22 protein-coding genes are annotated in these 24,524 nt (G+C 69.5%); 14 read left to right on the forward strand and 8 right to left on the reverse strand.

The window, feature by feature from the left end:
- The first annotated feature begins 63 nt into the window (after positions 1 to 63).
- The 5 genes from ACYVIO_RS32775 to ACYVIO_RS32795 are packed head-to-tail and all read left to right on the forward strand — an operon-like array spanning position 64 to position 4,853.
- Entirely contained in the window at positions 64 to 864 is an 801-nt protein-coding gene (locus tag ACYVIO_RS32775; protein WP_460654814.1) for an MBL fold metallo-hydrolase, read from the forward strand.
- Positions 861 to 2,105, forward strand: a complete 1,245-nt coding sequence (locus tag ACYVIO_RS32780) for an MFS transporter (RefSeq protein WP_460654815.1) — start codon at positions 861 to 863, stop codon at positions 2,103 to 2,105. Before ACYVIO_RS32775 ends, ACYVIO_RS32780 begins: the two co-directional genes overlap by 4 nt.
- Positions 2,102 to 3,811: an AMP-binding protein gene (locus ACYVIO_RS32785; protein ID WP_460654816.1), complete on the forward strand. Its 1,710-nt coding sequence runs from the start codon at positions 2,102 to 2,104 to the stop codon at positions 3,809 to 3,811. Before ACYVIO_RS32780 ends, ACYVIO_RS32785 begins: the two co-directional genes overlap by 4 nt.
- 29 nt (positions 3,812 to 3,840) lie before the next feature.
- Complete coding sequence (locus tag ACYVIO_RS32790; RefSeq protein ID WP_460654817.1) at positions 3,841 to 4,608, forward strand: ABC transporter permease; 768 nt, start codon at positions 3,841 to 3,843, stop codon at positions 4,606 to 4,608.
- Positions 4,605 to 4,853 carry a DUF2630 family protein gene (locus tag ACYVIO_RS32795; RefSeq protein ID WP_460654818.1) on the forward strand — a complete coding sequence of 83 codons (249 nt, stop codon included), beginning with the start codon at positions 4,605 to 4,607 and terminating at the stop codon, positions 4,851 to 4,853. The genes ACYVIO_RS32790 and ACYVIO_RS32795 overlap by 4 nt, the downstream gene beginning before the upstream one ends.
- Positions 4,854 to 5,043: 190 nt before the next feature.
- Here ACYVIO_RS32795 and ACYVIO_RS32800 read toward each other — a convergent pair whose 3' ends face one another.
- From ACYVIO_RS32800 to ACYVIO_RS32815, 4 genes are read right to left on the reverse strand one after another with little or no spacing between them, the layout of a single operon-like run.
- Positions 5,044 to 5,466, reverse strand: coding sequence for a TIGR03667 family PPOX class F420-dependent oxidoreductase (locus ACYVIO_RS32800; protein ID WP_460654819.1), 423 nt, complete (start codon positions 5,464 to 5,466; stop codon positions 5,044 to 5,046).
- A 30-nt stretch (positions 5,467 to 5,496) separates the two neighbouring features.
- Complete coding sequence (locus ACYVIO_RS32805; RefSeq protein WP_460654820.1) at positions 5,497 to 5,913, reverse strand: CoA-binding protein; 417 nt, start codon at positions 5,911 to 5,913, stop codon at positions 5,497 to 5,499.
- Positions 5,914 to 5,940: 27 nt separating this feature from the next.
- Positions 5,941 to 6,600 carry a response regulator transcription factor gene (locus ACYVIO_RS32810; RefSeq protein WP_344171882.1) on the reverse strand — a complete coding sequence of 220 codons (660 nt, stop codon included), beginning with the start codon at positions 6,598 to 6,600 and terminating at the stop codon, positions 5,941 to 5,943.
- Complete coding sequence (locus ACYVIO_RS32815; protein WP_460654821.1) at positions 6,582 to 7,856, reverse strand: sensor histidine kinase; 1,275 nt, start codon at positions 7,854 to 7,856, stop codon at positions 6,582 to 6,584. Before ACYVIO_RS32815 ends, ACYVIO_RS32810 begins: the two co-directional genes overlap by 19 nt.
- A 108-nt stretch (positions 7,857 to 7,964) precedes the next feature.
- Here ACYVIO_RS32815 and ACYVIO_RS32820 point away from each other — a divergent pair, with 108 nt between their 5' ends.
- From ACYVIO_RS32820 to ACYVIO_RS32855, 8 genes are all read left to right on the forward strand, one after another.
- A complete protein-coding gene (locus tag ACYVIO_RS32820; RefSeq protein ID WP_460654822.1) occupies positions 7,965 to 8,735 on the forward strand; it encodes an ABC transporter ATP-binding protein in 771 nt (256 codons plus the stop codon).
- Complete coding sequence (locus ACYVIO_RS32825) at positions 8,735 to 10,702, forward strand: FtsX-like permease family protein (RefSeq protein ID WP_460654823.1); 1,968 nt, start codon at positions 8,735 to 8,737, stop codon at positions 10,700 to 10,702. Before ACYVIO_RS32820 ends, ACYVIO_RS32825 begins: the two co-directional genes overlap by 1 nt.
- Before the next feature lie 144 nt (positions 10,703 to 10,846).
- On the forward strand, positions 10,847 to 11,035 hold the full coding sequence (locus tag ACYVIO_RS32830; protein WP_460654824.1) for a hypothetical protein: 189 nt from the start codon (positions 10,847 to 10,849) through the stop codon (positions 11,033 to 11,035).
- A gap of 232 nt (positions 11,036 to 11,267) precedes the next feature.
- On the forward strand, positions 11,268 to 13,718 hold the full coding sequence (locus ACYVIO_RS32835; protein WP_460654825.1) for a DNA gyrase/topoisomerase IV subunit A: 2,451 nt from the start codon (positions 11,268 to 11,270) through the stop codon (positions 13,716 to 13,718).
- 4 nt (positions 13,719 to 13,722) lie between these two features.
- Complete coding sequence (locus ACYVIO_RS32840; protein WP_460654826.1) at positions 13,723 to 14,427, forward strand: LppX_LprAFG lipoprotein; 705 nt, start codon at positions 13,723 to 13,725, stop codon at positions 14,425 to 14,427.
- 14 nt (positions 14,428 to 14,441) lie between these two features.
- Entirely contained in the window at positions 14,442 to 16,094 is a 1,653-nt protein-coding gene (locus tag ACYVIO_RS32845; RefSeq protein ID WP_460654827.1) for an MFS transporter, read from the forward strand.
- Positions 16,095 to 16,140: 46 nt separating this feature from the next.
- The gene (locus tag ACYVIO_RS32850; protein WP_460654828.1) at positions 16,141 to 17,076 is read left to right on the forward strand and encodes a sucrase ferredoxin; all 936 of its coding nucleotides are present in this window, start codon (positions 16,141 to 16,143) and stop codon (positions 17,074 to 17,076) included.
- The gene (locus ACYVIO_RS32855) at positions 17,073 to 17,585 is read left to right on the forward strand and encodes a beta-class carbonic anhydrase (RefSeq protein ID WP_460654829.1); all 513 of its coding nucleotides are present in this window, start codon (positions 17,073 to 17,075) and stop codon (positions 17,583 to 17,585) included. Before ACYVIO_RS32850 ends, ACYVIO_RS32855 begins: the two co-directional genes overlap by 4 nt.
- On the opposite strand, the gene ACYVIO_RS32860 is transcribed toward ACYVIO_RS32855, so the two are convergent.
- Positions 17,582 to 18,355, reverse strand: coding sequence for a carbonic anhydrase (locus tag ACYVIO_RS32860; RefSeq protein WP_460654830.1), 774 nt, complete (start codon positions 18,353 to 18,355; stop codon positions 17,582 to 17,584). The two genes, ACYVIO_RS32855 and ACYVIO_RS32860, sit on opposite strands and share 4 nt — an antisense overlap.
- Before the next feature lie 131 nt (positions 18,356 to 18,486).
- Between ACYVIO_RS32860 and ACYVIO_RS32865 the strand changes: the two genes are divergently transcribed.
- The gene (locus tag ACYVIO_RS32865) at positions 18,487 to 19,806 is read left to right on the forward strand and encodes a pyroglutamyl-peptidase I (protein ID WP_460654831.1); all 1,320 of its coding nucleotides are present in this window, start codon (positions 18,487 to 18,489) and stop codon (positions 19,804 to 19,806) included.
- Between the two features lie 56 nt (positions 19,807 to 19,862).
- Here the strand turns inward: ACYVIO_RS32865 and ACYVIO_RS32870 are convergent, their stop codons facing one another.
- From ACYVIO_RS32870 to ACYVIO_RS32880, 3 genes are all read right to left on the reverse strand, one after another.
- On the reverse strand, positions 19,863 to 20,330 hold the full coding sequence (locus ACYVIO_RS32870) for a VOC family protein (RefSeq protein ID WP_460654832.1): 468 nt from the start codon (positions 20,328 to 20,330) through the stop codon (positions 19,863 to 19,865).
- A gap of 31 nt (positions 20,331 to 20,361) precedes the next feature.
- Positions 20,362 to 21,558: a GNAT family N-acetyltransferase gene (locus ACYVIO_RS32875; RefSeq protein WP_460654833.1), complete on the reverse strand. Its 1,197-nt coding sequence runs from the start codon at positions 21,556 to 21,558 to the stop codon at positions 20,362 to 20,364.
- A gap of 489 nt (positions 21,559 to 22,047) precedes the next feature.
- Positions 22,048 to 24,132, reverse strand: coding sequence for a DNA gyrase/topoisomerase IV subunit B (locus ACYVIO_RS32880; RefSeq protein WP_460654834.1), 2,085 nt, complete (start codon positions 24,130 to 24,132; stop codon positions 22,048 to 22,050).
- Positions 24,133 to 24,524: the final 392 nt, after the last annotated feature.

A 24,524-nucleotide genomic window follows, 5' to 3' on the forward strand; every position in this document is an offset into this window, starting at 1 on the left:
ATATCCGTGAGAACCCTCTACGGTTCTCACGGACAACACATCACTGAACCGTGAGGAAGAGTCATGAGCAACGAGAACTTCGACGTCCGCGTCCTGGGTGGCCCGACCGCCGTCTTCGAGTACGGCGGGCTGCGGTTCCTCACCGACCCCACCTTCGACGAGCCGGGCGAGTACGGCCGCGGCGGGCAGCGCAGCCTGCGCAAAACCGCGCCCGCCGCCGGCCGGCCAGACGAGCTCGGCCGCATCGACGTCGTACTGCTCTCGCACGACGAGCACCCCGACAACCTCGACACCTCCGGGCGCGCCCTGCTCGCCGACGTACCGCTGACGCTCACCACTCCCAGCGGAGCCGAGCGGCTGGGCGGCAAGGCGAAAGGACTGGCCGACTGGGAGTCGGTCCAGCTGGACCGAGGCCGGGACTCAGCCGCTGGGCCAGATGCCGGCGGCGCGATCACGGTGACAGCGGTGCCCGCCATCCACGGTCCCGGCGAGCGCGAGCAGGTCGAGCCGATCTCCGGCCAGGTCGTCGGGTTCGTGCTGACCGGCGAGGGTCTGCCGACCGTGTACGTCAGCGGCGACAACGCCTCCCTCGACGCAGTGCAGGAGGTCGCCGACAAGTTCGCGCCGATCGACACAGCCATCCTGTTCGCCGGTGCTCCGCGCATCCCCATCCTGTTCGACGGCGAGCCGCTCGTCCTCGACAGCGCCCAGGCCGCCGAAGCGGCCCGTCTGCTCGACGCCGCCCGGGTAGTGGCCGTCCACTACAACAGCTGGGCCCACTTCACCGAAGGCCGCGACGAGCTGGTGGCCGCGTTCACCGCCGCCGGACTGGCCGACCGCCTGGACCTCGGCCGCACGCAGTGACGGTTGGGACCCTGCCCACGTCGGCCCAGCGCCGTACGCTCGTCGTCCTGGTCGCCGCACAGGTCCTCAGCGGCGCAGGACTCGCGGCCGGCGTGACCGTAGGGTCCCTGCTCGCGCAGCAGCTGCTCAGCTCCACCAGCCTGGCCGGACTGCCCAGCGCACTCGGCACAGCCGGCTCAGTGCTGGCGGCGGCGGTCGTGGCGCGCATCTCGCAGTCCTACGGCCGCCGCCCCGGCCTGGCCACCGGCTACCTGCTCGGCGCGATCGGCAGCGCCGGCGTGATCGCAGGTGCGGTCGCCAGCAGCCCGGCGCTGTTCTTCGCCGGACTGTTCGTCTACGGCGCCGGTACGTCGACCAACCTGCAAGCCCGGTACGCCGGAGCCGACCTGGCGTCCCCCGCGCACCGCGCCCGGGCAGTCTCCACCGTGCTCGTTGCCACGACTGTGGGCGGCGTGGCCGGCCCCCTCCTGGCCGCGCCCACGGGAGACCTCTCAGCCGGTCTCGGTATCCCCTACCTCGCTGGACCGTTCCTGCTCTCCGGAGCCGCCTACGCGATCGCCGCACTCGTCTTGGCCGTCTGGCTGCGGCCGGACCCGTTGCTGCTGGCCCGCACTCTCGACGACACCACACCTGACGCGCCAAGCGCCCAGCCCGAGCAGCGCCGTACAGGTGTGACCGTCGGCACGCTGATCATGGTCATCACCCAGCTGGTGATGGTCGCGATCATGACGATGACGCCCGTCCACCTGCAGCACCACGGACACGGCACAGCAGCCTCGGGCGTGGTCATCGCGATCCACCTCGCTGCGATGTACCTGCCCTCCCCGCTGACCGGCTGGCTCGTCGACCGCTACAACCCCGTCGCGATCGCCGTCGCCTCCGGCCTGACCCTGCTGGCCGCCGGTCTCGTTGCGGCCACCAGCTACTCCGTTGCCGCACTGGCTGTCGCACTCGCCCTGCTGGGGCTGGGCTGGAACCTTGGCCTGGTCAGCGGCACAGCGATGGTCGCCGGCGCCACAAGAGCCGCCACACGTGCGAGGACGCAGGGACTCGCCGACGTCTGCGTCGCGATCGCCGGTGCCTTCGGCGGCCTGGCCTCCGGCGTGGTCGTCGCCGAAGCCGGGTACCCCCTGCTGGCTGTTGGCGGCGGCGTCCTGGCGCTGGCCGTCGTACCGGTGGTGACGCTCGCCGCGCGGGCAGATTGCCGTCAGCACCGACGTCGGGAAGAGTGCGGTGCATGAGCGAGGAACAGAGCACCTCGGACAACACCCGGGCCTTCCGTGACGCGCGCGACTTCCTGATCGCGCACCGGGAGGACTACGACACGGCGTACCGGGACTTCAGCTGGCCCAGCTTCGACCGGTTCAACTGGGCGCGGGACTGGTTCGACGCGCTGGCGGTCGAGCAACCCGAGGTGGCCGCGCTGACCATCGTCGAGGAGGACGGCGAGGTCAACTCGCTGACGTACGCCGAGATGGCCGCGCGGTCGCGGCAGGTGGCGGGCTGGCTCACGGAGCACGGGCTGCAGCCGGGCGACCGGGTGCTGATCGTGCTCGGCAACACCGTGCCGCTGTGGGAGGTCATGCTCGGCTGCATCCGCGCCGGCGCGGTGATGATCCCGGCCACGACCCTGCTCACCGACGCCGACCTGGCCGACCGGATCACGCGCGGCGGCGTACGGGCTGTGGTGACCGCCAGTGCCGACGCGACCCGGTACGACGGGGTCGCGGACCACTGCCTGCGCGTTGCCATCGGCGAGCCTGCCGACGGCTGGCTCGATTACGAGGAGACCCGGCAGTACGACGGCCCGGTGCCCGAGGTCGACACTGCGGCCGACGACTCGCTGCTGCTCTACTTCACCTCCGGTACGACGAGTGAGCCGAAGCTGGTCGAGCACACCCAGGTCAGCTACCCGGTCGGTCATCTGTCGACGATGTACTGGATCGGTCTGCAGCCTGGCGACGTACATCTCAACGTGTCGTCGCCCGGCTGGGCCAAGCACTCGTGGAGCAACGTGTTCGCGCCGTGGAACGCGGGTGCGACGGTGTTCCTCTACAACTACGTGCGCTTCGACGCCGAGAAGATGCTGCAGGTGCTGCAGACGTACGGCGTGACGACGTTCTGCGCGCCGCCGACGGTCTGGCGGATGCTGATCCAGGCCGACCTGTCCGCGGTCGAGGTCGCGGTCCGGGAGTGCATCTCGGCCGGCGAACCGCTGAACCCAGAGGTGATCGAGCAGGTCCGCCACGCCTGGGACATCACCATCCGCGACGGGTATGGCCAGACCGAGACGACCGCGCAGATCGGGAACCCGCCGGGCCAGCCGGTCAAGCTCGGCTCGATGGGCCGGCCGCTGCCCGGGTACTCGATCGCGCTGGTCGACGCGGCCACGGACGCGATCGGCGACGACGGCGAGATCTGTATCGAGCTCGCTCCCCCGCCGGTTCCGCTGATGCGTGGCTACCGCGACGCCAAGGCGCTCACCGACGAGGTGATGCGCGGCGGTTTCTACCACACCGGCGACGTCGCGAGCCGCGACGAGGACGGCTACATCACGTACGTCGGGCGCTCGGACGACGTGTTCAAGGCCAGCGACTACCGGATCTCGCCGTTCGAGCTCGAGTCGGTCCTGATCGAGCACCCGGCCGTCGCCGAGGCCGCGGTCGTGCCGTCGCCTGATCCCGTGCGGCTGTCGGTGCCGAAGGCGTACGTCGTACTGGCCGCCGGGCGGGAGCCGTCGCGCGAGCTGGCGGCGGAGATCCTCCAGTTCTGCCGCGAGCACCTCGCGCCGTACAAGCGCATCCGCCGCCTGGAGTTCGCCGACCTCCCGAAGACGATCTCCGGCAAGATCCGCCGCGTCGAGCTCCGCACCGACGAAGCCGAAAAGGTCGCCGCAGGCAACACTCCCGAACACGCCTACGACGAGGCCGACTTCAAAGAAGGCTGAGTCAGAGCAGAAAGTGGTGAAATGGCCGGATGTCGACCGACACCGGCCTGGGAGTTGCTGCCTTCGTAGTCCTGCCCCTGCTGGTGGCGATCGCCGTACTGGCCTCGCGGTTCGCGCAGTTGCGGCACGACAAGGGGATCGTCACCGCGGCGATCCGCGCCGTCCTGCAGCTCGCGCTGGTCGGCGCGGTGGTCGGATTCGCGCTGCAGACGATCTGGGGTGCCCTCATCTTCGTCGGCGTCATGCTGACCGTCGCGACGATCACCAGCACCCGACGGCTGCAGTCGACGGCGAAGGTCCCCGGTCAGCTCGCGTTCTGCGCGCTCGCGATCGGCGGCAGCGCGTGCGTCGTACTGCTCCTGCTCATCCTCCCCGGCGTCGTCCCGCGCAACCCCGAGACGATCCTCCCGATGGGCGGCATCATCATCGGCGGCACGATGAACGCGACCACGCTCGCCGGGCGGCGCCTCTTGCACGAGTACGGCGCGCGCTTCGGCGAGTACGAGGCCGGGCTGTCCATCGGGCTGATGTCGCCCGACGCGTTCAAGCTCGTCGCCGGCCCCACCGCGGGCGACGCGCTGCTCCCCGCGCTCGACCAGACCCGCACGGTCGGCCTGGTCACGCTGCCCGGCGCCTTCGTCGGCATGGTGCTCGGCGGAGCGTCACCGACCGCGGCGGCGGCGCTCCAGCTCGTGGTCCTGCTCGGCCTGATCGCGGCCGAGGCGCTCGCCATCCTGGTCACCACGGAGCTCCTTGCCCGCGCCGCGCTGCCCGACGGGCGTACCGTTTCCTCATGACCGACGACAACAGCATCCTCCACCGCATCAACGGCCTGGTGGCCGAGGAGCACGACCTGCGCACCAAGCACGCCGCCGGCCAGGTCGACGACACCGACGAGAAGGCCCGCCTGCGCGCCCTCGAGGTCGAGCTCGACCAGTGCTGGGACCTCCTCCGCCAGCGCCGCGCCAAGCGCGAGTACGGCGACAACCCCGACGAGGCCGCCCCCCGCTCCGCCGACACCGTCGAGGGCTACCTCAACTAGCAGGCCAGCACCTTTCAAGTACCGACCACCGATCGGGGGCTGGTACTTGAGGCACCTCGCCAACACCTCTTTCAAGTACCAACCACCAATCGGCTGGCTGGCACTTGAGGCACCTCGCCAACACCTCTTTCAAGTACCAACCACCAATCAGGTGGTTGGTACTTGAAAGATGCTGGTGTGGTACTTGCGCTCAGAAACCCCGCAGCTTGTCCGGGGTAATCCGGATCAGCACCGAGTAGTCAGCGTGAAAGTCCTCCGGCGTCATGCTCAAGCTCGCCAGCCCCTCGGCGTACTTCGCGTCGTACACCGCCTTCTCCTCCGCCGTCGGACCCGAAGGATCAACGACAGCCGAGCCAGACAGAACCCCGACATCCCCACCCGTGAACGTCGCGTTGAAGTGCAGAGCGACCCGCGGCTGGGCCTCGACATTGTGCACCTTCGCCTTGGCGGGCTGCGAGAACACCAGCACCTCCCGGCCGTTCCAGTGGAACCACACCGGATTCGGCGCCGGCGTCCCCGACTTACCGACGGTGGTCAGCCAGACCACCTGCTCCCCCGCCAGCTGCTTCTCGATCCGCGCGCCGAACTCCGTGGACGTGTCGATCGTGAACATGTGAACCCCTCAAAAAACAGAACGGACCGGTCAGTTCGGGCCCAGGCGTCCCCACTCGATCGCCGGGCAGCGGTTCATCACCATCGTCAGTCCCGCGGCCGTCGTCCGGGTGTAGGCGTCCGGGTCCTCCACATCCAGCTGGAACCAGACCGCCCGCGCGTTGATTCCCACCGCCTCGTCCGCCACCGCGCCGGCCAGGTCCGACCGCACGAACACATCCACACAGTCCACCGCGAACGGCACATCCGCGAGCGTCGCGTACCCCTGCTCACCGTGCACCGTCTCAGCGGACGGATGCACCGGCACGATCCGCTTCCCGTGCTGCTGCAGGAACCGCGCCACGCCGTACGCCGCCCGGCTGGTGTTGTTCGACAGTCCCACCACGGCCCACGTCTGGCAGTCGGCCAGGATCTTCCGGATATCGCTCTCGTCAGCCCAGTTCGCCATGCGGCAATCCTCCCTCGGCCGACAACCTCACGCCTGCCGACGCAGATACGTCAGTACGGCGGACACCCGCCGATCCAGCCCGTCCTCGAGCTGCAGCTTCGCGAAGATGTTCCCCACATGCTTCCGCACCGCCGCCTCACTCACCACCAGTTCAGCGGCGATCGAAGCGTTGACCCGCCCTTCGGCCATCAGCGCGAGCACCTCCAGCTCGCGCGGCGTCAGCGCCGCCAGCGGCCCGTCGTCCCGCCGCCGAGCCAGCAGCTGACGCACCACCTCGGGATCAACAACGGTCCCACCCTCAGCCACCCGATCGAGCGACGCCAAGAACTCCGTCACATGCCCGACCCGGTCCTTCAGCAGATACCCGATCCCGCCAGTCGTTGTCTCCAGCAACGACGACAGGTACGCGTCGGCGACGTACTGCGACAGCACCAGAATCCCGATCGACGGCAGCTCGGCCCGGATCGCCGCGGCCGCGCGCAGCCCCTCGTCGCTGTGCCCAGGCGGCATCCGCACGTCCGTGATCACGACATCCGGCGGCGACTTCCGTACGACGGCCAGCAGCGCGTCCCCGTCCCCCACGGCGTCGCGGACCTCGTGCCCAGCCCGGTCGAGGATGCTGGCCAGCCCCTCGCGCAGCAGCATCGAGTCCTCGGCGAGCACGATGCTCAGTCGTCGAGCCGGCACGGGCACTCCATCCGTAGTCGCGTAGGCCCACCCGGCGGGCTGGACAGGTCGAGTGTGCCGCCCAGAGCGTCGAGCCGTGTCACCAGTCCGGTTAGCCCGGTCCCCTGCGCCGGGTCGGCACCGCCCTGGCCGTCGTCGGTCACCGTCACGACGAGGCGGTCGCGGTTGACCCACGCCTGCACGTGGCAGTTCGTCGCCTCGGCGTGCTTGGCCACGTTGCCCAGCGTCTCGCTGACGAAGAAGTACGCCGCAGCCTCGATCGGCGCGGGCAGCCGGTCTGGCAGTGACACCTGCACGGCCACCGGCAGCGGCATCCGGTCAGCCACCTCCCGTACGGCGGCCTCCAGCCCCAGGTCGACGAGCACCCGCGGGTGGATACCGCGCACTGCCTCCCGCAGGTCAGCCAGCGCAGCCTCGGCCTCACTGTGCGCCTTGACGACCAGCCGCTTGCTCTCACCCTCCGGCAGGTCCAGCTCAGCCAGGCCGAGCGTCATGGTGAGTCCGACCAGGCGCTGCTGCACACCGTCGTGCAGGTGCCGCTCGATCCGGGCCCGCTCGGTCTCGAACGCGTCGACCAGGTCCAGCCGGGACCTGCGCAGCTCAGAGAGGTTGCGACGCAGCTCGTCCTCCCGCGGACCCAGCAACGCCTTGGCCAGGGAGGCCTCGGCCGCAGCCAGTACGCCGAGCAGGTACGACGACACGACGTAGAAGCACGGCCCGAAGGTGAAGAGGAACAGCCAGCCCTCACCGGCCGTGTCCAGCACCCAGGGGCCCATCCCCATGGTTTCGCGGCTCGCGATCAGCGGGGCCGCCAAGGTCAGCACAACAGTGACCGCGCTCAGCCCGCCAATGACCGCGCTGAGCAGCCAGACGAACGTGCCGAGCAGTACGCCGTACCCGAGCGCCCGCAGCGAGGCCTGCTCGCGCCGGCGGAACTTGAGCCGCTCACGCCGACTGATCCCCGCCGGCATCGCCGCGTGCGGGCTGCTGATCCCGTCCGGCAGCACCAGCCGGGCCCGCCACCGCTCGACGACGCCGATGCCGACACCGATCAGCGGGAACCGCGTGAGCAGCAGCACGCCGATCACCACCGGGCTGAGCAACGCACCGAGGCCCACCCCGGCGAACAGCAGTCCGATGGTCACCAGCCCGACAGGCACCGAGCTGAGCAGGTAGGCATAGCTCCGCCAAGGCCACGACGACACGAGATACCGCCGCATCGTCAACGCCGCCCAAGCCGACCCCGGTTCCTGCACACCGCAACCCTAGGTCCCCGCAAGGCCGCCGCACGGTAGCTCAGGCGCTACCTCCGGAGTCCCTCAGAAGCCAGAGTGAAAACAGGTGTACGACGGTTGTCTGGGAACATGACGACGACCGCGCCCCACCATCAGCTGCTTCAGAACCCCACGAATCCTCCCGCACTCCTGCTGGACGGGATCACCAAGACCTACAAGTCCAAGGCCGGCGCGGTCGACGCTCTCCGCGGCGTGACCTACCACTTCCAGCGCGGCTCCTACACCGCCGTCATGGGCCCGTCCGGCTCCGGCAAGTCCACTCTGCTCCAGTGCGCCGCAGGCCTCGACAAGCCCACCACCGGCGCAGTCGTCCTCAACGGCGTCCCGCTGCACGGGCTCAACGAGGTAGCGCTCACCAAGCTGCGCCGCGAGCAGATGGGCTTCGTCTTCCAGGCCTACAACCTGCTCCCCTCGCTGACCGTCTTCGACAACGTCGCCCTCCCGCTCCGCCTCACCGGCAAGCGCCCCCGGCGTACCGACGTACTCAACGTCCTCCAGCAGGTCGGCCTGGAGGACAAGGCCAAGCGCCGCCCCGCCGAGCTCTCCGGCGGCCAGCAGCAGCGCGTCGCGATCGCCCGCGCGCTGATCACCCAGCCGGCTGTCTTCTTCGCCGACGAACCGACCGGCGCCCTCGACAGCAGCACCAGCCGCCAGGTCCTCGACCTGTTGCGCACAGCAACCGATCGCAGCGGCCAGACCGTCGTCATGGTCACCCACGACCCGGTCGCCGCCGCGTACGCCGACCGCGTGCTGTTCCTGTCCGACGGCGTCGTCGCGGGGTCTCTGGATCGCGGTACGCCGCAGCAGATCGCCGCCGCGATGAGCGACCTGGAGCGCTGATGTTCTTCCTCAGCCGCCAGACCGTCAGCCGGCACCGCTCCCTGTACGCCGGTTCGTTCGTCGCGCTCGCCGTCGGCGTCTTTCTGCTCGGCCTCGCCGCGACGGCGACCGCCGCCACCATCGCGTACGACGCACCGCCCGGCAGCACGATCGCCGTCCACCTCCCCGGCGGTGACGGCACCGCCCCGCAGACCGTGCACCTCAACCCGACCGGCGAGGACGTGTCCGGCCTGCAGGTCGTCCTCAGCATGGTCGGCACGATCAGCGGGTTCATCACGATCTTCGTCATCGCCAGCACGTTCGCGTTCGCCGTCGCGTCCCGCCGCCGCGAGATCGGGCTGCTCCGCCTGGTCGGTGCGACGCCGAAGCAGATCCGCCGGATGATCCTCGGCGAGGCGCTGGTCGTCGCACTCGCGGCGTCCATCACCGGCGCCGTACTGGCTCAGCTCGCGACGCCGCTCCTGCTCGCGAAGGCGTCGTACACGGAACCCGCGCCGGTGAAGCTCGAGCCGGCCAGCCCCTGGATCGCGCTGGCAATCGCGATGGCAATCGGGCTCGTCGTCGCGATGCTCGGCGCCCGGTCGGCCGCGCGACGGGCCGGTCGGATCGGCGCGGTCGACGCGCTGCGCGAGGCCGCGCTGGAGCCGCCGCGGATCGGTCCGGTACGCGTGGTGTTCGGCGTACTGGTCCTGGCCGGTTCGATCGTGCTGCTGGCGCTGATCCGGCCGGGAACGGGTGAAGGCGTGGTGCCGCTGGCGATGTTCACGCCGATGCTGCTGGTGGTCGCGCTCACGCTGCTCGCGCCGCTGGTCGTCCCGACGGTCGGTCGCCTGCTCGCCATCCCGCTTGTTGCCTGGACGAACGTGTCCGGCCGGCTCGCCAAGAGCAACGTCGTCGCGGCACCTCGCCGTACGGCGTCGCTCGCGGCCCCGATCCTCGCGATCTCCGCGATCGCCGGCTCGATGGTCCTCACCCTGAGCTTCGCCGCCGACGCGTCCACCGCGAGCATCCGGGACACCCTGATCGCTCCGATCGTCGTCACCAGCCAGGACAACCCCACAGAGCGCATTCTCGACACCTCCGGCGTTTCCGCGGTCGACGCCGCGATCCCTCTCACGCTGATCCGCACGGACGCCGACTCCGCCGACATGGAGAGCGCCGAGGGCATCGACACCACGATCGCCCCTCGGGCTCGCCAACTGGAAGCGCTCTCCGGCGATCTCGCGGGCCTCAGCGGGACCAATACTGTTGCCATCAGCAAGGAACTGGCCGGCTTCGAGGGCTACAAGGTCGGCTCCGACGTCCCCGTCACCTTCCTCGACGGCGCCTCCACCCAGTTGAAGGTCGTCGCGATCATCCGTACGGCGCTCGAGGTGAACGCCTCGATGCTCGTCTCGCAGGAGTTCGCCCACACGCACGCCCCGAAGGCCCAGCCGACCCGCTGGTTCGTGGTGCCCGAGCCCGGCGTCGACACCAACCAGCTGATCGACGCGCTCAACACCATTCCGGGAGCGCACGCCGTACCGGCCACCACCTGGGAAGCCGAACAGGGCCAAGGCGTCCGCGACGGCAACCAACTCGGCCTCGTACTGCTGCTCGGCCCCGCCGCCCTCTACAGCGCGATCGCGATCGTCAACACGCTCCTGATGGGCAGCCTCCAACGCGGCCGGGAGTTCGTCACGTCCCGCCTAATCGGCGCGACGCCCGCGCAGATCCGCCGGATGGTCCTGTGGGAGTCCACGCTCGTCGGCGCCGTCGCTCTCACCCTGGGCACGGTCATCACCGTCACCGTCGGCGCACTCATCCGCCACGCGATGAGCGAAGGCCTCACCGACGTCCCGACGACGGTCCCCTGGGGCACCCTCCTGGGCATCGGCGCGATCTGCCTGGTCCTCACCGCCGGCTCGGCGCTGGCGCCGACCGCTTTCATCCTCCGCAACTCCCACCCGTCGGCCGCCACCGAATAACACCCGGCGACCGCTCGGACAAACTCTTCGAACCTCACGACAACCACCCGGCACCGGCCCCCGGCGTACCGACCATCGAGAGACCGGTCCGGTCCGGTGGATCCCCCACCCGACCTGCAGACCGGCCGAACAGGAAGGACCACCATGCGCACCCGCATCATCGCCGGCGCCCTGCTGACCGCGGGACTGCTCGCCACCCCGGCCACCGCCCTGGCCGACTCCGTCCGGATCACCAGCGACGCCCCGGACTCCGTCCGCATCACGGACGACTCGGTCCGGATCACCGACGACTCGGTCCGGATCACCTCCACCCCGGACGACAAGATCTGGTGATCACCTGATCGCTGGTTCACCACTGGCGCGCCGTACGGCGTCAGTGGTGAACACGGCGTCACCCGACGCAACGGCGGGCGGGCGGCGCGGGTTGTCCGTGGGGCGTCGTAGGGTAAGCGCGATTGGGCCGGGTCGCTGCCGTGGATCACGGGGGTGACCGGGGACAATGGCGCTGCCGCCCGACCGCCGCGGCGCGTAACAGCCGGCACCACCGAGGAGTACACAGACCCGCATGGCACGCCGTACCAGCACGACCGCCGAACCCGAGGACTTCGAGGAGCGCATCCTCGACGTCGACGTCTCCGACGAGATGCGCACCAGCTTCCTGGAGTACGCCTACTCGGTGATCTACTCCCGGGCGCTGCCGGACGCCCGGGACGGCCTCAAGCCGGTGCAGCGGCGGATCCTGTTCTCGATGGCGGAGAACAACATCCGCCCCGACCGCGGCCACGTGAAGAGCGCCCGCGTCGTCGGTGAAGTGATGGGTAAGTACCACCCGCACGGCGACGGCGCGATCTACGACGCCCTGGTCCGTACGGCGCAGCCCTGGTCCATGCGCGTCCCGCTGATCGACGGCCACGGGAACTTCGGCTCCCTCGACGACGGCCCCGCCGCCATGCGGTACACCGAGTGCCGGATGGCGCCGCCCTCGCTGGCGATGACCGACGGCCTGGACGAGAACGTCGTCGACTTCAAGCCGAACTACGACGGCCGCGAGGAAGAGCCGTCGGTGCTGCCGGCCGCCTTCCCGAACCTGCTGGTCAACGGCGCCACCGGCATCGCGGTCGGTATGGCCACCAACATGGCCCCGCACAACCTGATCGAGGTCGTGCAGGCCCTGCGGCACCTGATCAAGACCCCGACCGCCGACCTCGACGACCTGATGCGCTTCATCCCCGGCCCGGACCTGCCGACCGGCGGCAAGATCGTCGGGCTGGAAGGCATCAAGGACGCCTACGCGGCCGGCCGCGGCAGCTTCAAGATGCGGGCCACCGCCCGGATCGAGAACGTCACTCCGCGCCGCAAGGGCATCGTGGTCACCGAGCTGCCGTACACGGTCGGTCCGGAGAAGGTGATCGAGAAGATCAAGACGCTGGTCCAGGCCAAGAAGCTGCAGGGCATCGCCGACGTCAAGGACCTGACCGACCGCAGCCACGGCACCCAGCTGGTGATCGAGGTCAAGAACGGTTTCGTCCCCGAGGCCGTGCTGGAGCAGCTGTACAAGCTCACGCCGCTCGAGGACTCCTTCTCCATCAACGCGGTCTGCCTGGTCGACGGCCAGCCGCGCACCCTCGGCCTGAAGGAACTGCTCGAGGTCTACCTCGAGCACCGCTCCGAGGTGACCCGGCGGCGCAGCGAGTACCGCAAGAAGAAGGCGGAGGACCGCCTGCACATCGTCGACGGTCTGCTGGTCGCGATCCTCGACATCGACGAGGTCATCCAGATCATCCGGACCAGCGACGACGCGGCCGCCGCGCGGACCCGGTTGATGGACATCTACGACCTGTCCGAGGTGCAGACCAACTACATCCTGGACATGCCGCTGCGCCGGCTGACCAAGTTCTCCAAGCTCGAGCTGGACACCGAGAAGGCCGAGCTCGAGGCGACGATCGAGAAGCTGGCCGCGATCCTCGAGAACGAGCCGCTGCTGAAGAAGATCGTCGGCGACGAGCTCGCCGACATCGCGAAGACCTACGGCACCCCACGCCGTACGGTGCTGCTGGAGTCGTCCGGCGCGGCCAAGACCGCCGCCGTACCGCTCGAGGTCACCGACGACCCGTGCTGGGTGCTGATGAGCTCGACCGGCCTGCTGGCGCGAACCAACGGTGTCGAGCCGTTCGGCGAGGGCGACGGCCGGGCCAAGCACGACGCGATCGTGTCCGCGATCAAGAGCACCGCCCGCGGCCAGTACGGCCTGGTCACCAGCACCGGCCGACTGATCCGGATGGAGTCGCTCGACCTCCCGGCCGTCCCGACCACGGCCAGCGCGCCCAACCTGCAAGGCGGCGCGCCGATCCCCGAGTTCGTCGAGCTCGAGCCCGGCGAGCGCGCTCTCGCCCTGACCACGATGGACCCCGAATCCGTCGGCCTGGCCGTCGGTACGGCGACCGGCGTGGTCAAGCGGATCGTGCCCGACCACCTGAGCAACCGCGACTCGTGGGAGGTCATCCGGCTCGCCGACGGCGACGAGGTCGTCGGCGCGGTCGAGCTCACCACTGGTGAAGAGGAGCTCTGCTTCATCGCCAGCGACGCGCAGCTGCTGCACTTCAGCGCCTCGGCGGTCCGCCCGCAAGGCCGTACGGCGGGAGGCATGGCGGGCATCCGCCTGTCGGCCGGCGCCAAGGTCGTCTACTTCGGCGCGGTCGACACCGCCCGCGAGGCGCACGTCGTCACGATCGCCGGCACCTCGTCGGCCCTGCCCGGGACCGAGGTCGGCGCCGTCAAGGTGACGCCGTTCAGCGAGTACCCGGCCAAGGGCCGCGCGACCGGCGGTGTCCGGTGCCAGCGCCTGCTCAAGGGTGAGGACGGACTGCTGTTCGGCTTCATCGGTACGGCGCCGATCAAGGCCAGCGCGACCAGCGGCGCACCGGTGGACCTGCCGCCGATCGACCCGCGGCGCGACGGTTCCGGCGTACCGGTGGCTCAGCCGATCGCCGCCTGCGCCCCGGACCTGGCAGGCTGACCCCATGAAGAGACTGGTCGCGGTCGGTGCGGTGCTTGTGCTCGCACTGACCGGCTGCAGTGACAAGAAGGACGGGGGCGGCGACGGCAAGTCCGGCGACGACCCGGTGGCGCTGCTGACCGACGTCAAGAAGACGATCGACGAAGCGACCAGCGTGCACGTCGTACTGACCGGGCGGGACCTGCCGGACACGGCGCAGACACTGGCCAACGGCGACGGCGTCGCGACCCACGCGCCGGCGTTCAAGGGCAAGCTGACCGTGCGCGCGGCCGGCTCACCGATCGACGCCGAGGTGGTCGCGGTCGGTGGCAAGGTCTACGCCAAGCTGCCGTTCACGCCGAAGTTCATCGAACTGCCGCCGTCGCAGCTGGCCGGGCTCGGTGCGCCCGACCCGGCCATCCTGCTCGACCCGACCAAGGGCGTCACCGCGGTGCTGCCGACGCTGAAGAACCCGGTGATCAAGGGTGAGACGCGGGACGGCGCGAAGGTGCTGACCGAGATCACCGGTGCCGTCCAGGGCAAGACGCTGCAGGGCATCTTCCCGAAGGCGCCCGCGGACCAGGACTTCCCGAGCAGCTTCAAGATCGACAAGGACACCAAGCAGTTGGTGTCGGCAACGATCACCGGCCCGTTCTACGACGGCGCCACCAGCAGCTACGACCTCACCCTCGACCGGTACGGCGAACAGGTGGAGATCACCAAGCCGTGACAGAGGTCGCCGCGGTGGGCAATGCACGAACCAGGCTGACTCTTGCATCCATAGCCGTTGCCTTCGCAGCAGCTGACACCTATGTGGTCGTCCTCGCACTGCCGGACATGATGTCCGGCGTCGGCCTGTCGGCTGATCAACTGCAGCGGGCAGCGCCGATCATCTCCGGCTTCCTGCTCGGCTACATCGCGGTCCTGCCGCTGATCGGCCGGATCACCGACGTGGTCGGCCGGACGCCGGTCCTGGTCGGTGCGCTCCTGCTGTTCGCCGTCGGCTCGCTGATCACCGCCGCGGCGTACGACCTCTCGCTCGTCGTCACCGGCCGCTTCCTGCAAGGCATCGGCGGAGGCGGCCTGGTCCCCGCGACCCTCGCGCTCGTCGCCGACCTCTGGCCACCCGCCAAACGCGGGCTCCCGCTCGGTGTCGTCGGAGCGGTCCAGGAGCTCGGCTCGGTCCTCGGCCCGCTGCTCGGCGCCGCCGTCCTGGCCATCGCCGACTGGCGCTACATCTTCTGGCTCAACCTCGTCGTCGCCGTCGTACTCGCTGTCCTCCTCCGCGGCCGCCAACGCCCACCGATCTCGGCCGCCGTCGGTCTCCTCGCCTGCATCGCACTCGGCCTGACCCTGACCGCGCCCGAACGGCTGGCCACTGGCATCACCCTCGGCCTCCCGTTCGTCCCCTTCAGCGGCGACTCCCGGCTCCTGACCCCGATCGGCGTCGTCACCGCGGTCCTCCTGATCGCCTGGCTCGCGCTGCTCCTCCGCAAGACCGACCTGCGCGCCCTGTCCCAGATCGACCTCGTCGGCGCCCTGCTCCTCGCGCTCGCCCTGGCCGGCGTCGTACTGGCCTTCGCCACCGCAGACCCCGAACGCGAAGTCCTCTCCCCCGCCGGCCCCTGGCTGCTCGTCGCGGCCGCCGTCTTCGCGATCGCCTTCGCCGCCTGGCAACGCCGTACGCCGCGCGCGATCATCCCCGCCGGACTCCTGCGCGACAAAGCAGCCTGGGGATCGCTCCTGGTCAGCTTCCTCGTCGGCGCCGCCCTGATCGCGGCCCTGGTCGACATCCCCGTCTTCGCCCGTACGACGCAAGGCGGCGGCCAACTCGCCGCCGCACTCGTCCTCGTCCGCTTCCTGATCGCCCTCCCGCTCGGCGCCGTCGTCGGCGGCTGGCTCACCCGGCGGTACGGCCTCGGCCTGATCACCGCCGCCGGGCTCGCGCTCGCCGGACTCATGTTGGTGCTGATGGCGTTCTGGGGTCGCGACGCGCTCGACACCGTTCCGGCGACGCTCGTCCTGCTCGGTTGCGGATTCGGCTTCGGTCTCGCGCTGTCGCCCGTCAACACGGCGATGCTCGGCGCGACGCCGTCGGACAGCCACGGCCTGGTCAGCGCGCTGGTCGTCGTCGCCCGCATGGTCGGCATGCTCGTCGGCGTCTCCGCCTTGACCGCGATCGGACTGCGCCGGTACTACGCGCTGGCCGACGACATCCCCTCACCGAACGAGCTCTGCCCGGCCAGTCCCAGCATCTGCCGGCCGTTCGTCGACGCGCTCCGCGAGGCGGCGATCGCCCAGGTGCACACCATCTTCGCCGGAGCCGCGGTCTGCGCGTTCGCGGCCGCCGTACTGGCTGTCGTCCTGCTCGGGCGGCGCCGCGTTGTCCACGGGTGACGACCGTCATGGGGAACCTGCCGCGGCTCGCGTAACGTTGGGGGTTGTGAGTGGACCCTTACTCGGCAGACCCGGGCTCTGCTCGACGATCTGCCGGGACCTGAACGAGCCGATGCCCGGCACGGCCGTCGAGGCCGCCGGGTGGGTCGTCGTCGAACAGCCCGGCCCGTGGGGTGCCAAGGTCGCCACGCAGAGTCATCTCGACGCCGAGTTCGGGGCGCGGATCGACGCGAAGTGCAAGAAGGCCGACCTGCGGTTCGGCACGATCCGGCGTCCGGGCAAGCATGCCGACGGCGCACCGCGTCCGCACCAGGTCTACGTCGCCAGCAGCGCCCCGGGTCGCTGCTGGTTGCTGGGTGGCCGCGTCGACGACCCCACGACGCTCGACGCGCTCGACCTCGACGCGATCGGCCGCGGCGACCTCGACGCCGTACGGGCCTCGCTGCCGGCGTTGTCGCCGCTTGATCAGCCGGTGCTGCTGGTCTGCACCAACGGGAAGCGGGACGAGTGCTGCGCGATCCTCGGCCGGCCGGTCGTGGCCGGGGCGGCCGCGCTGGTACCGGGCCGGGTGTGGGAGTCGTCGCACCTGAGTGGACACCGATTTTCCCCGACGGCGGCCGTGCTGCCGGCGGGGACGTTGCACGGCCAGTTGACCGTGGAGTCCGCGGTCGCCGTGCTCGATGCCGCGGACCGCGGTGAAACAGTTGTGGAAACGCTGCGTGGACGGTCCGCCTGGACCAAGCGCGGCCAAGTCGCCGAGATCGCCGTCCGCAACCTCACTGGCGAGGTTGTCCTGGACGCGCTCAGCGTCGTCGCGGAAGAGCTGGACACCGTCACCGTCGCCCACACCGACGGCCGGACCTGGCAGGTCCAGGTGACCAGCAACCCCGCCGACCCTCCCCGCCCGGAATCCTGTGGAAAGGAGCCTTTCGCCATGTCGATCCTGCGTGCCGGCACCGTAGTTCCGGGTGGTACCCGATGAGCGCCGAGGGGCCGGTCCCCGGCTTCGAGGACCTGCTCGCGGCCAACGCCGACTATGCCAAGCACTTCTCGTACGGCGGCTTCGACGGCATCGCGCATGCCGGCGTCGGCGTCGTCACCTGCATGGACTCCCGCATCCCGCCGCTGGAGCTGCTCGGCCTCAAGCCCGGCGACGCCAAGGTCCTCCGCAGCGCCGGCGGCCGCGTCACCGAACTCACGATGACCGGCCTCGTCCTGGGCGTCCACCTCCTCGGCGTCCGCCGCATCATGGTCATCCCCCACACCCGCTGCGCCATGGCGTCGATGACCGAAGACCAGATGCGCGAAAAGGTCGAGAAGGCCTCGGGCCTCCCCGCGGCGTACCTGACCCTCAACGTCATCCCCGACCAACTGGAAGCCCTCCGCCACGACGTAGCCGCCGTCCGCGAACACCCGTTGATCGGCGAAGACGTCCTGGTAGGCGGCTTCATGTACGACGTAGACACCGGCCACCTCACCCAGGTGGTCTAAAGAACGACGACCTTGCCGGTGTCCAGTTCGTAGTAGGCGCCGACCAGTTTGACCTTGCCGGACTTTTCCATCGGTCCCAGAACCGGCGACTTCCTGAGTTCGGTGAGGACGTGCTGGACGTTGGCTTGTACGGCGTTCTCCAACCTGTCCCCCGGCTCTCCGGCGACCTGCCGGACGGCCGGGGACAGCGTGTCGACCAGGTAGCCGATCTCGCCCGCGTGGTCGCCGGTGCGATGACTGTCCATCGCCTTGATCGTCGCGTCGATCGCCCCGCACCGCTGATGCCCGAGCACCATCAGCAACGGTGTCTTCAACTCCGCCACCCCGAACTCCAGGCTCCCCGTCACCGAGTGGTCCAGCGCCTCTCCAGCACTCCGTACGACGACCAGATCACCGAGCCCCCGATCGAAGACCAACTCGATCGGCACCCGCGAGTCCACGCACCCGATCACCGTCGCGAACGGCTGCTGACCCTTGCTCACGGCAACTCTTCGGTCCAGCCCCTCGTCGATCGCTTCGGTGCGGTTGGCAACAAACCGCGCATTGCCCTCCAGCAACCGCTCCAGCGCCTGATCCCCTGTGGTGACGGGCGATTCGACCACCGGCGCAGCAGTGTTCGGCTGACTCGACGGACCGCTCGACCCAGAGGCCGACGGCGTACCAGTGTCCTGACATGAGCTCAGCACCACCACCCCCAGGCTGGCGCCAAGAGTGGCACCCAACGCATTGGAGAGGAAGCGGCGACGAGACGGCGGAGGCGGAAGGCTCACAGGGTTCTCCTCACGGGCGGCGGAGTTGGGCGACCCCGCCTCCCGAAAGTAGCGCATTGCATACTGTCTGCAATACCCGCGACAGCCCACGAACTCCGGCCGGAGCCGCCAGAACCTGATAGGAACTCCTTATGAGACTCCGCCCAAGCTCTCTTTCCCGATCCCTGATGGTCGGCGCCCTGGCCCTCAGCACCGTCCTGACCGCGACTCCCGCACCCACCGCGATCGCGGTCAGCCGCCCCAGCCAGCCGCTCGACCAGCACGCGTCCTGCTTCGACACCGCCATCACCGGCACCGTCGAGGAGCAGCGCCTCGACAACGGCGTACAGGGCGGCCCGTCGGTCCCCGCCCAGATCCTCGCGCGCTCCGGTTTCGACAAGCAGGTGAAGCTCTTCAGCCACCTGCTCTGCGCCGCCCCGAATAAGCTGGCCGCCAGACTCGTCGTACGCGCTCAAGCCGAAGCACTCTGGCGTACGGCGACCCACCGCGCCCAGCACGCGCAGACCGCACCAGCCCTCCCGGCCACCGACGACCGCGGCCTGTACTGGGCCCGCATCTCGATGGCCCTCGCGCTGCGCCAGTGGAAGCCATCGTTCGGACTCAGTACGGCGGACCGCGCCGAGCTGATCCGCAGCCTGGAGTACTCGTCCCGCGGGATCACCAGCACGCGGTTCTCCCCCGGCGTTCGCAAGATCCTCGTGACCGGGTTCGACCCGTTCACGCTCGACGCGGACATCCGGATCGGCAACCCGTCCGGCGCGAACGCGCTCTCCCTGGACGGTCAGCGCTGGCGGGTGGGCGGTACGACGTACGAGATCCAGACCGTCGTGTTCCCGGTCCGGTACACCGACTTCGACGAGAACATGGTCGAGGACGCGCTCGCCCCGCACTACCGCCGCGGCCCGCAGCACGCGGACCTGGTGATGACCGCGAGCCAGGGCCGGGTCGGCATCTTCGACCTCGAGGTCTTCAACGGCCGCCGCCGTTCGGTCAGCTCGATCGGCGACAACAACAACCTCCTGAGCGGCGGCACGATCAACGCACCGATCGTCTCCCCGAGCATGCCCACCGGCCCCGAGTGGCTCACCACCAGCCTCCCGACCGCCCGGATGGCGCAGGCCGACGTCACCCCGTTCCGAACCCGCGTCAACACGTCGGTCCTGGAGATCCCCGCCGGCCAGACGCTCCCCGTCCGCCAGCCCCTAGGCCCGACCCCCGGCTCGATCGCATCCGAAGGCGCCGGCGGCGGCTACCTCTCCAACGAGGTCGCCTACCGCAACACCCTCCAACGCGACCTCCTCGACCCCCTGATGCCGGCCGGCCACCTCCACGTCCCGGTCCTCCAGTTCGACCTGGCGAACAAGACCGAGATCACCGACCCGACGTACGAAGCCAACCGAGCCGCCATCGTCCAAGGCGCCCACGCCGTACTACGGAAAGCTCTGAGCTGATCGCCCGGTTGGGTGCGCCCCGGGTGCACCCAACCGCATCGCTCACGCCGGCGTCGTCAGTCGCCCGCGAAGTCGGCTCGAGCCGCCTGGAGCTCCTCGTCGCTGACCTGCCGGAGCTGCGTCGCCAGCATCCAGCGCACGCCGAACGGGTCGACGAGCGTGGCCGACCGCGCACCGTGGAACGCGTCCGCCGGGGCGCTCACGACCACAGCTCCGGCCCGCTCGGCCGCGGCAGCTGTGGCGTCGACATCGGGTAGGTAGAGGTTCATCGCGTACGTCGGCAGGCGATCCTTCGCCGGTGCCTCGACACCCGCGTCCGGGTAGGCGTCGGACAGCATGAACACGGCCCCGTCGATCTCCAGCTCGGCATGCCCGACCCGGCCGTCCTCGCCGAGGAACGGATCCCCGGTCAGTCGCGCGCCGAACACCTCGCCGTACCACTCGATCGCCTGCGCGGCGTCCCGGCAGCACAGGTACGGCGTGAGCACCCGGTCTGTCGGTGGGACGTACGACTTGTCGGCCATCTGGCCATCATGACCCTCGGCCCCGGCTAAGTCAGCCGGCGAGGATCACCCGGAACGCTTCCAGCACCGAGTCCAGGTGGTGGTCGGCCTTCGGGCCTTCGTGGTGGTGGCCGATCTGGATCGTGCGCATCCCGGCGTTGATGCCGCCGAGGATGTCGTACGCCGGGTGGTCGCCGACCATCCAGCCGCCTTCGAGGCGCGCGCCGGTCTGCTCGGCGGCGAGCGCGAAGATGCGGCGGTCGGGCTTGCGTACGCCGGCGCTCTCGGAGATGCAGACGTAGTCGACGGCTGCGCCGATGCCGGTGTGGTCGAGCTTCAACTGTTGCTGGACGACGGTCCCGTTGGTGATGACAGCAACCCGCCAGCCGGCTTCGCGCAACCGAGCGATCCCGTCCAGCACCTCCGGCTCCACCGCGGTGAACAGCGGGTGCTCCCGGTCGTACTCGTCGACCAACTCCCCCACCGACCGCTCAACCCCGAAGGCCTTCACACCAGCGAAGAGCTCCTCACGCGGCTTGAACCCACCCTCGTCCTCAGCCAGCAACCACGCGAGCGCGTCGGGCCCCAGTCCTTCCTTTTCAACCCACCACTCAGCCCACACCCGAAACGCGCCGTCCCGATCGATCAACGTGTTGTCGAGATCAAACGCCACCAACCGCGGACGCTTGACCGGCATGAGGTCAAGCCAGTCCGCCGACCTCATCTCGTACTCGACCTCGCCGTACTCCGCCCCCGGCTCGTCGTGCGACGACGGAAAAGCCCGCGCGAAGGTGAACCCCAGCGACGCCATCGTCGCGCGTGACCCCACGTTCACCGTCAGCGTCTGCGCGAAGATCCGCTCCAGCCCCACCTCACCAAACCCGTACCGCAGCAGCTCCCGCGAGCCCTCGCTCGCATACCCCCGCCCCCACCGCTCCCGCAGCAGCCGATACCCGAGCTCAGCCTCCCCCTCGACCTTCGGCTGATCAGGCCCGTACGGCGGCCGCAAGATCCACCACCCCACAAACCCGTCGTCATCGAACCCGACCCAGAACCCCAGCCCAGGATTCCTCCGCGCATCCTCGAGCCGCCTCCGATGCGCCGCCTCAACCTCTCCCCGAGGCCGAGCCCGCCCACCCAGATACCGCATCACCTCCGGATCGGAGTCCAGCAGAACCTCCAACTCCAGATGCTCATCCCCCAACGGCACCAACTCCAGCCGCCCCGTACGCAAGCCCGGTTGCTCCATCCCCCGATCCTTTCACCCACCCCACACCAACCTCAGCCCATTTACCCGCAGCCCCACCAACCACCACTCGGGGGCTGGCACATGCACGGCGAACATCACCCCGAAGCACCCGCCGCGCCTCCCGCCCGACCTGGCTCCACCCCCGGCGCTGGACGCCTCCACCAAGCCGCAGCCCGCTGGCCAATCAAGTACCAACCACCAGTCGAGGGCCGGTACTTGTACGGAGGGTCTCGCCGCGGAGCACCCTTCTCGCTCGACCTGACCTCCACGCTGCGCGGGACGCCCCACCGAGCCGCAGCCTGCCCACCCAATCAAGTACCAGCCACCACTCGGGAGTCGGTACTTGATTGGTGAGCATCGCGATGCTCACGTTGCACCGGCCGCCGGAGAGGCCGCACGTCCTGCGGCGGTTCCGCCGTCTTCGCTCCTCGCCCGGAACAGCAGCGACCCCCGCGTCCTCTTCGGTTCGCGGGGGTCGGGGTGCTTGCCTCAGGCGTCGATGCGGGTCTCGTCCAACTCGTACGCGCCCTGGACGATGAACTCCTTGCGCGGCGCCACGTCGTTGCCCATCAGCAGGTCGAAGACGTTGGCCGCGGCTTCGCCGTCGTCGACCGTGATGCGGCGGAGCGTTCGGTGGCGGGGGTCCATGGTGGTTTCGGCCAGCTGGTCCGCGTCCATTTCACCGAGGCCCTTGTAGCGCTGCGGGGGCTCTTTCCAGCGGACGCCCTTCTTCATCAGCTCGGCCGACTTCCGCTGGTACTCGGCGTCGCTGTAGGTGTACAGGTACTTGTCCTGACCCTTCTTCGGGTTCGTCAGCTCGAAGCGGTGCAGCGGCGGTACGGCGGTGTAGACACGGCCCGCGTCGACCAGCGGCCGCATGTACCGGAAGAAGAGCGTGGCGAGCAGGCAGCGGATGTGGGCGCCGTCGGAGTCGGCGTCGGCCATGAAGATGATCTTGCCGTAGCGCGCCTGCTCCAGGTCGAACGTGCGGCCGGAGCCGGCGCCGACGACCTGGATGATCGACGCGCACTCGGCGTTCTTCAGCATGTCGCCGACCGACGCCTTCTGCACGTTCAGGATCTTGCCCCGGATCGGCAGCAGCGCCTGGAACTCCGAGCTGCGTGCGAGCTTCGCCGTACCGAGCGCCGAATCACCCTCGACGATGAACAGCTCGGAGCGGTCCACGTCGTTGCTGCGGCAGTCGGCCAGCTTCGCCGGCAGGGCCGACGACTCCAGCGCGGTCTTGCGGCGCTGCAGCTCGCGGTGCTGACGGGCCGCGACGCGCGTGCGTGACGCGGCAACGACCTTCTCCAGTACGGCGCGCGCCTGCGCCTTCGCCGCACCCTTGGTCGAGGTGAGGAACGTCTCCAGCTCGGTCTGGACCACCTTCGCGACGATCCGCGACGCGGCCGGAGTGCCGAGCACCTCCTTGGTCTGGCCGTCGAACTGCGGCTCGGCCAGCCGGACGGTCACGACCGAGGTGAGTCCCTCGAGCACGTCGTCCTTGATGATCTCCTCGCCGCTCTTCAGCAGCCGCGTCCCGGTCAGTACGCCGGTGAACGCCTTCGACAGCGCCCGCTCGAAGCCCGCGACGTGCGTGCCGCCCTTGGGCGTGGAGACGATGTTCACGAACGACCGGACCTCGGTCTCGTACCCGTCGCCCCAGCGGACCGCGATGTCGACCTCGAGGTCGCGCTCGACGTCGGTCGGGGTCATGTGCCCGGCGTCGTCGAGCATCGGCACGGTCTCGGTGAAGTGACCGGTCCCGGTCAGCCGGACGACCTCGGTGACCGGCTGGTCGGTGGCCAGGAACTCGCAGAACTCCGAGATCCCGCCCTCGTGCTTGAACGACTCCTCGGTCGCCTCGTCACCGCGCTCGTCGCGGATCACCAGCTCCAGGCCGGGGACCAGGAACGACGTCTGCCGCGCCCGGGTGACCAGCTCGTCGTAGTTGAACGCGGCGTCCTTGGTGAAGACCTGACGGTCGGCCCAGTACCGGATCCGGGTCCCGGTGACGCCCTTCTTGGCTCGCCCGGCCTTGCGCAGACCGACCGCCGCGGTGAAGGACGCCGAAGCGCCGTCGCCGTCGAACTCGCCGGCCACCCCACGCCGGAACGACGTGGTCCAGACCGCGCCACCGCGGTCCACCTCGACGTCGAGGCGCGCGGACAGCGCGTTCACGACCGAGGCGCCGACGCCGTGCAGACCGCCGGAGGCGTTGTACGAGCCGCCGCCGAACTTGCCGCCGGCGTGCAGCTTGGTGAAGACCACCTCGACGCCGCTCAGCTTGGTCTTCGGCTCGATGTCGACCGGGATGCCGCGGGCCTTGTCGCGCACCTCGACCGAGCCGTCCTTGTGCAGGACGACGTCGATCCGGTCGCCGTGACCGGCCAGGGCCTCGTCGACGGCGTTGTCGATGATCTCCCACAGGCAGTGCATCAGGCCGCGGCTGTCGGTCGAGCCGATGTACATCCCCGGGCGCTTCCGGACCGCCTCCAGCCCCTCGAGCACCAGGAGGTTGCGGGCGTTGTACGTCGGGTCGAGCTCGGTACTGCGAGGCGTCGGGGCGGCCACAGGGCTCCTTCACTGGTTCACAAGCAGACATCCGTACGACGACTCTGCCGCCGTACGAGTGACAGCCTACGAGGCCCCACCCCCAAAACCTGGCAGGAGGTCGATGTGGCTGATTTGGGGTTGGTCGGCATCATGGCGGGGTACCGATCCAGCACGACGTCAGTAACAACAGCATCGACAGGGATCCCCGGCCAGACAGTTGTTTCGGAAGATATCGATCCGGACTCGATCACTGAGAATTGCGACACTCCGGATGTGAACGCGCAGTGAGCATCCCGTGGCGCACAGTGAAAGAGGACACGCCCGACACCCGCCGGAAACAACAGATCGCCCGAATCCGAAACGATTCCCCGTCAATATGCGTCATAAGGGAACAGGTGGTTCGTCTCACA

Source organism: Kribbella endophytica (assembly GCF_054781295.1).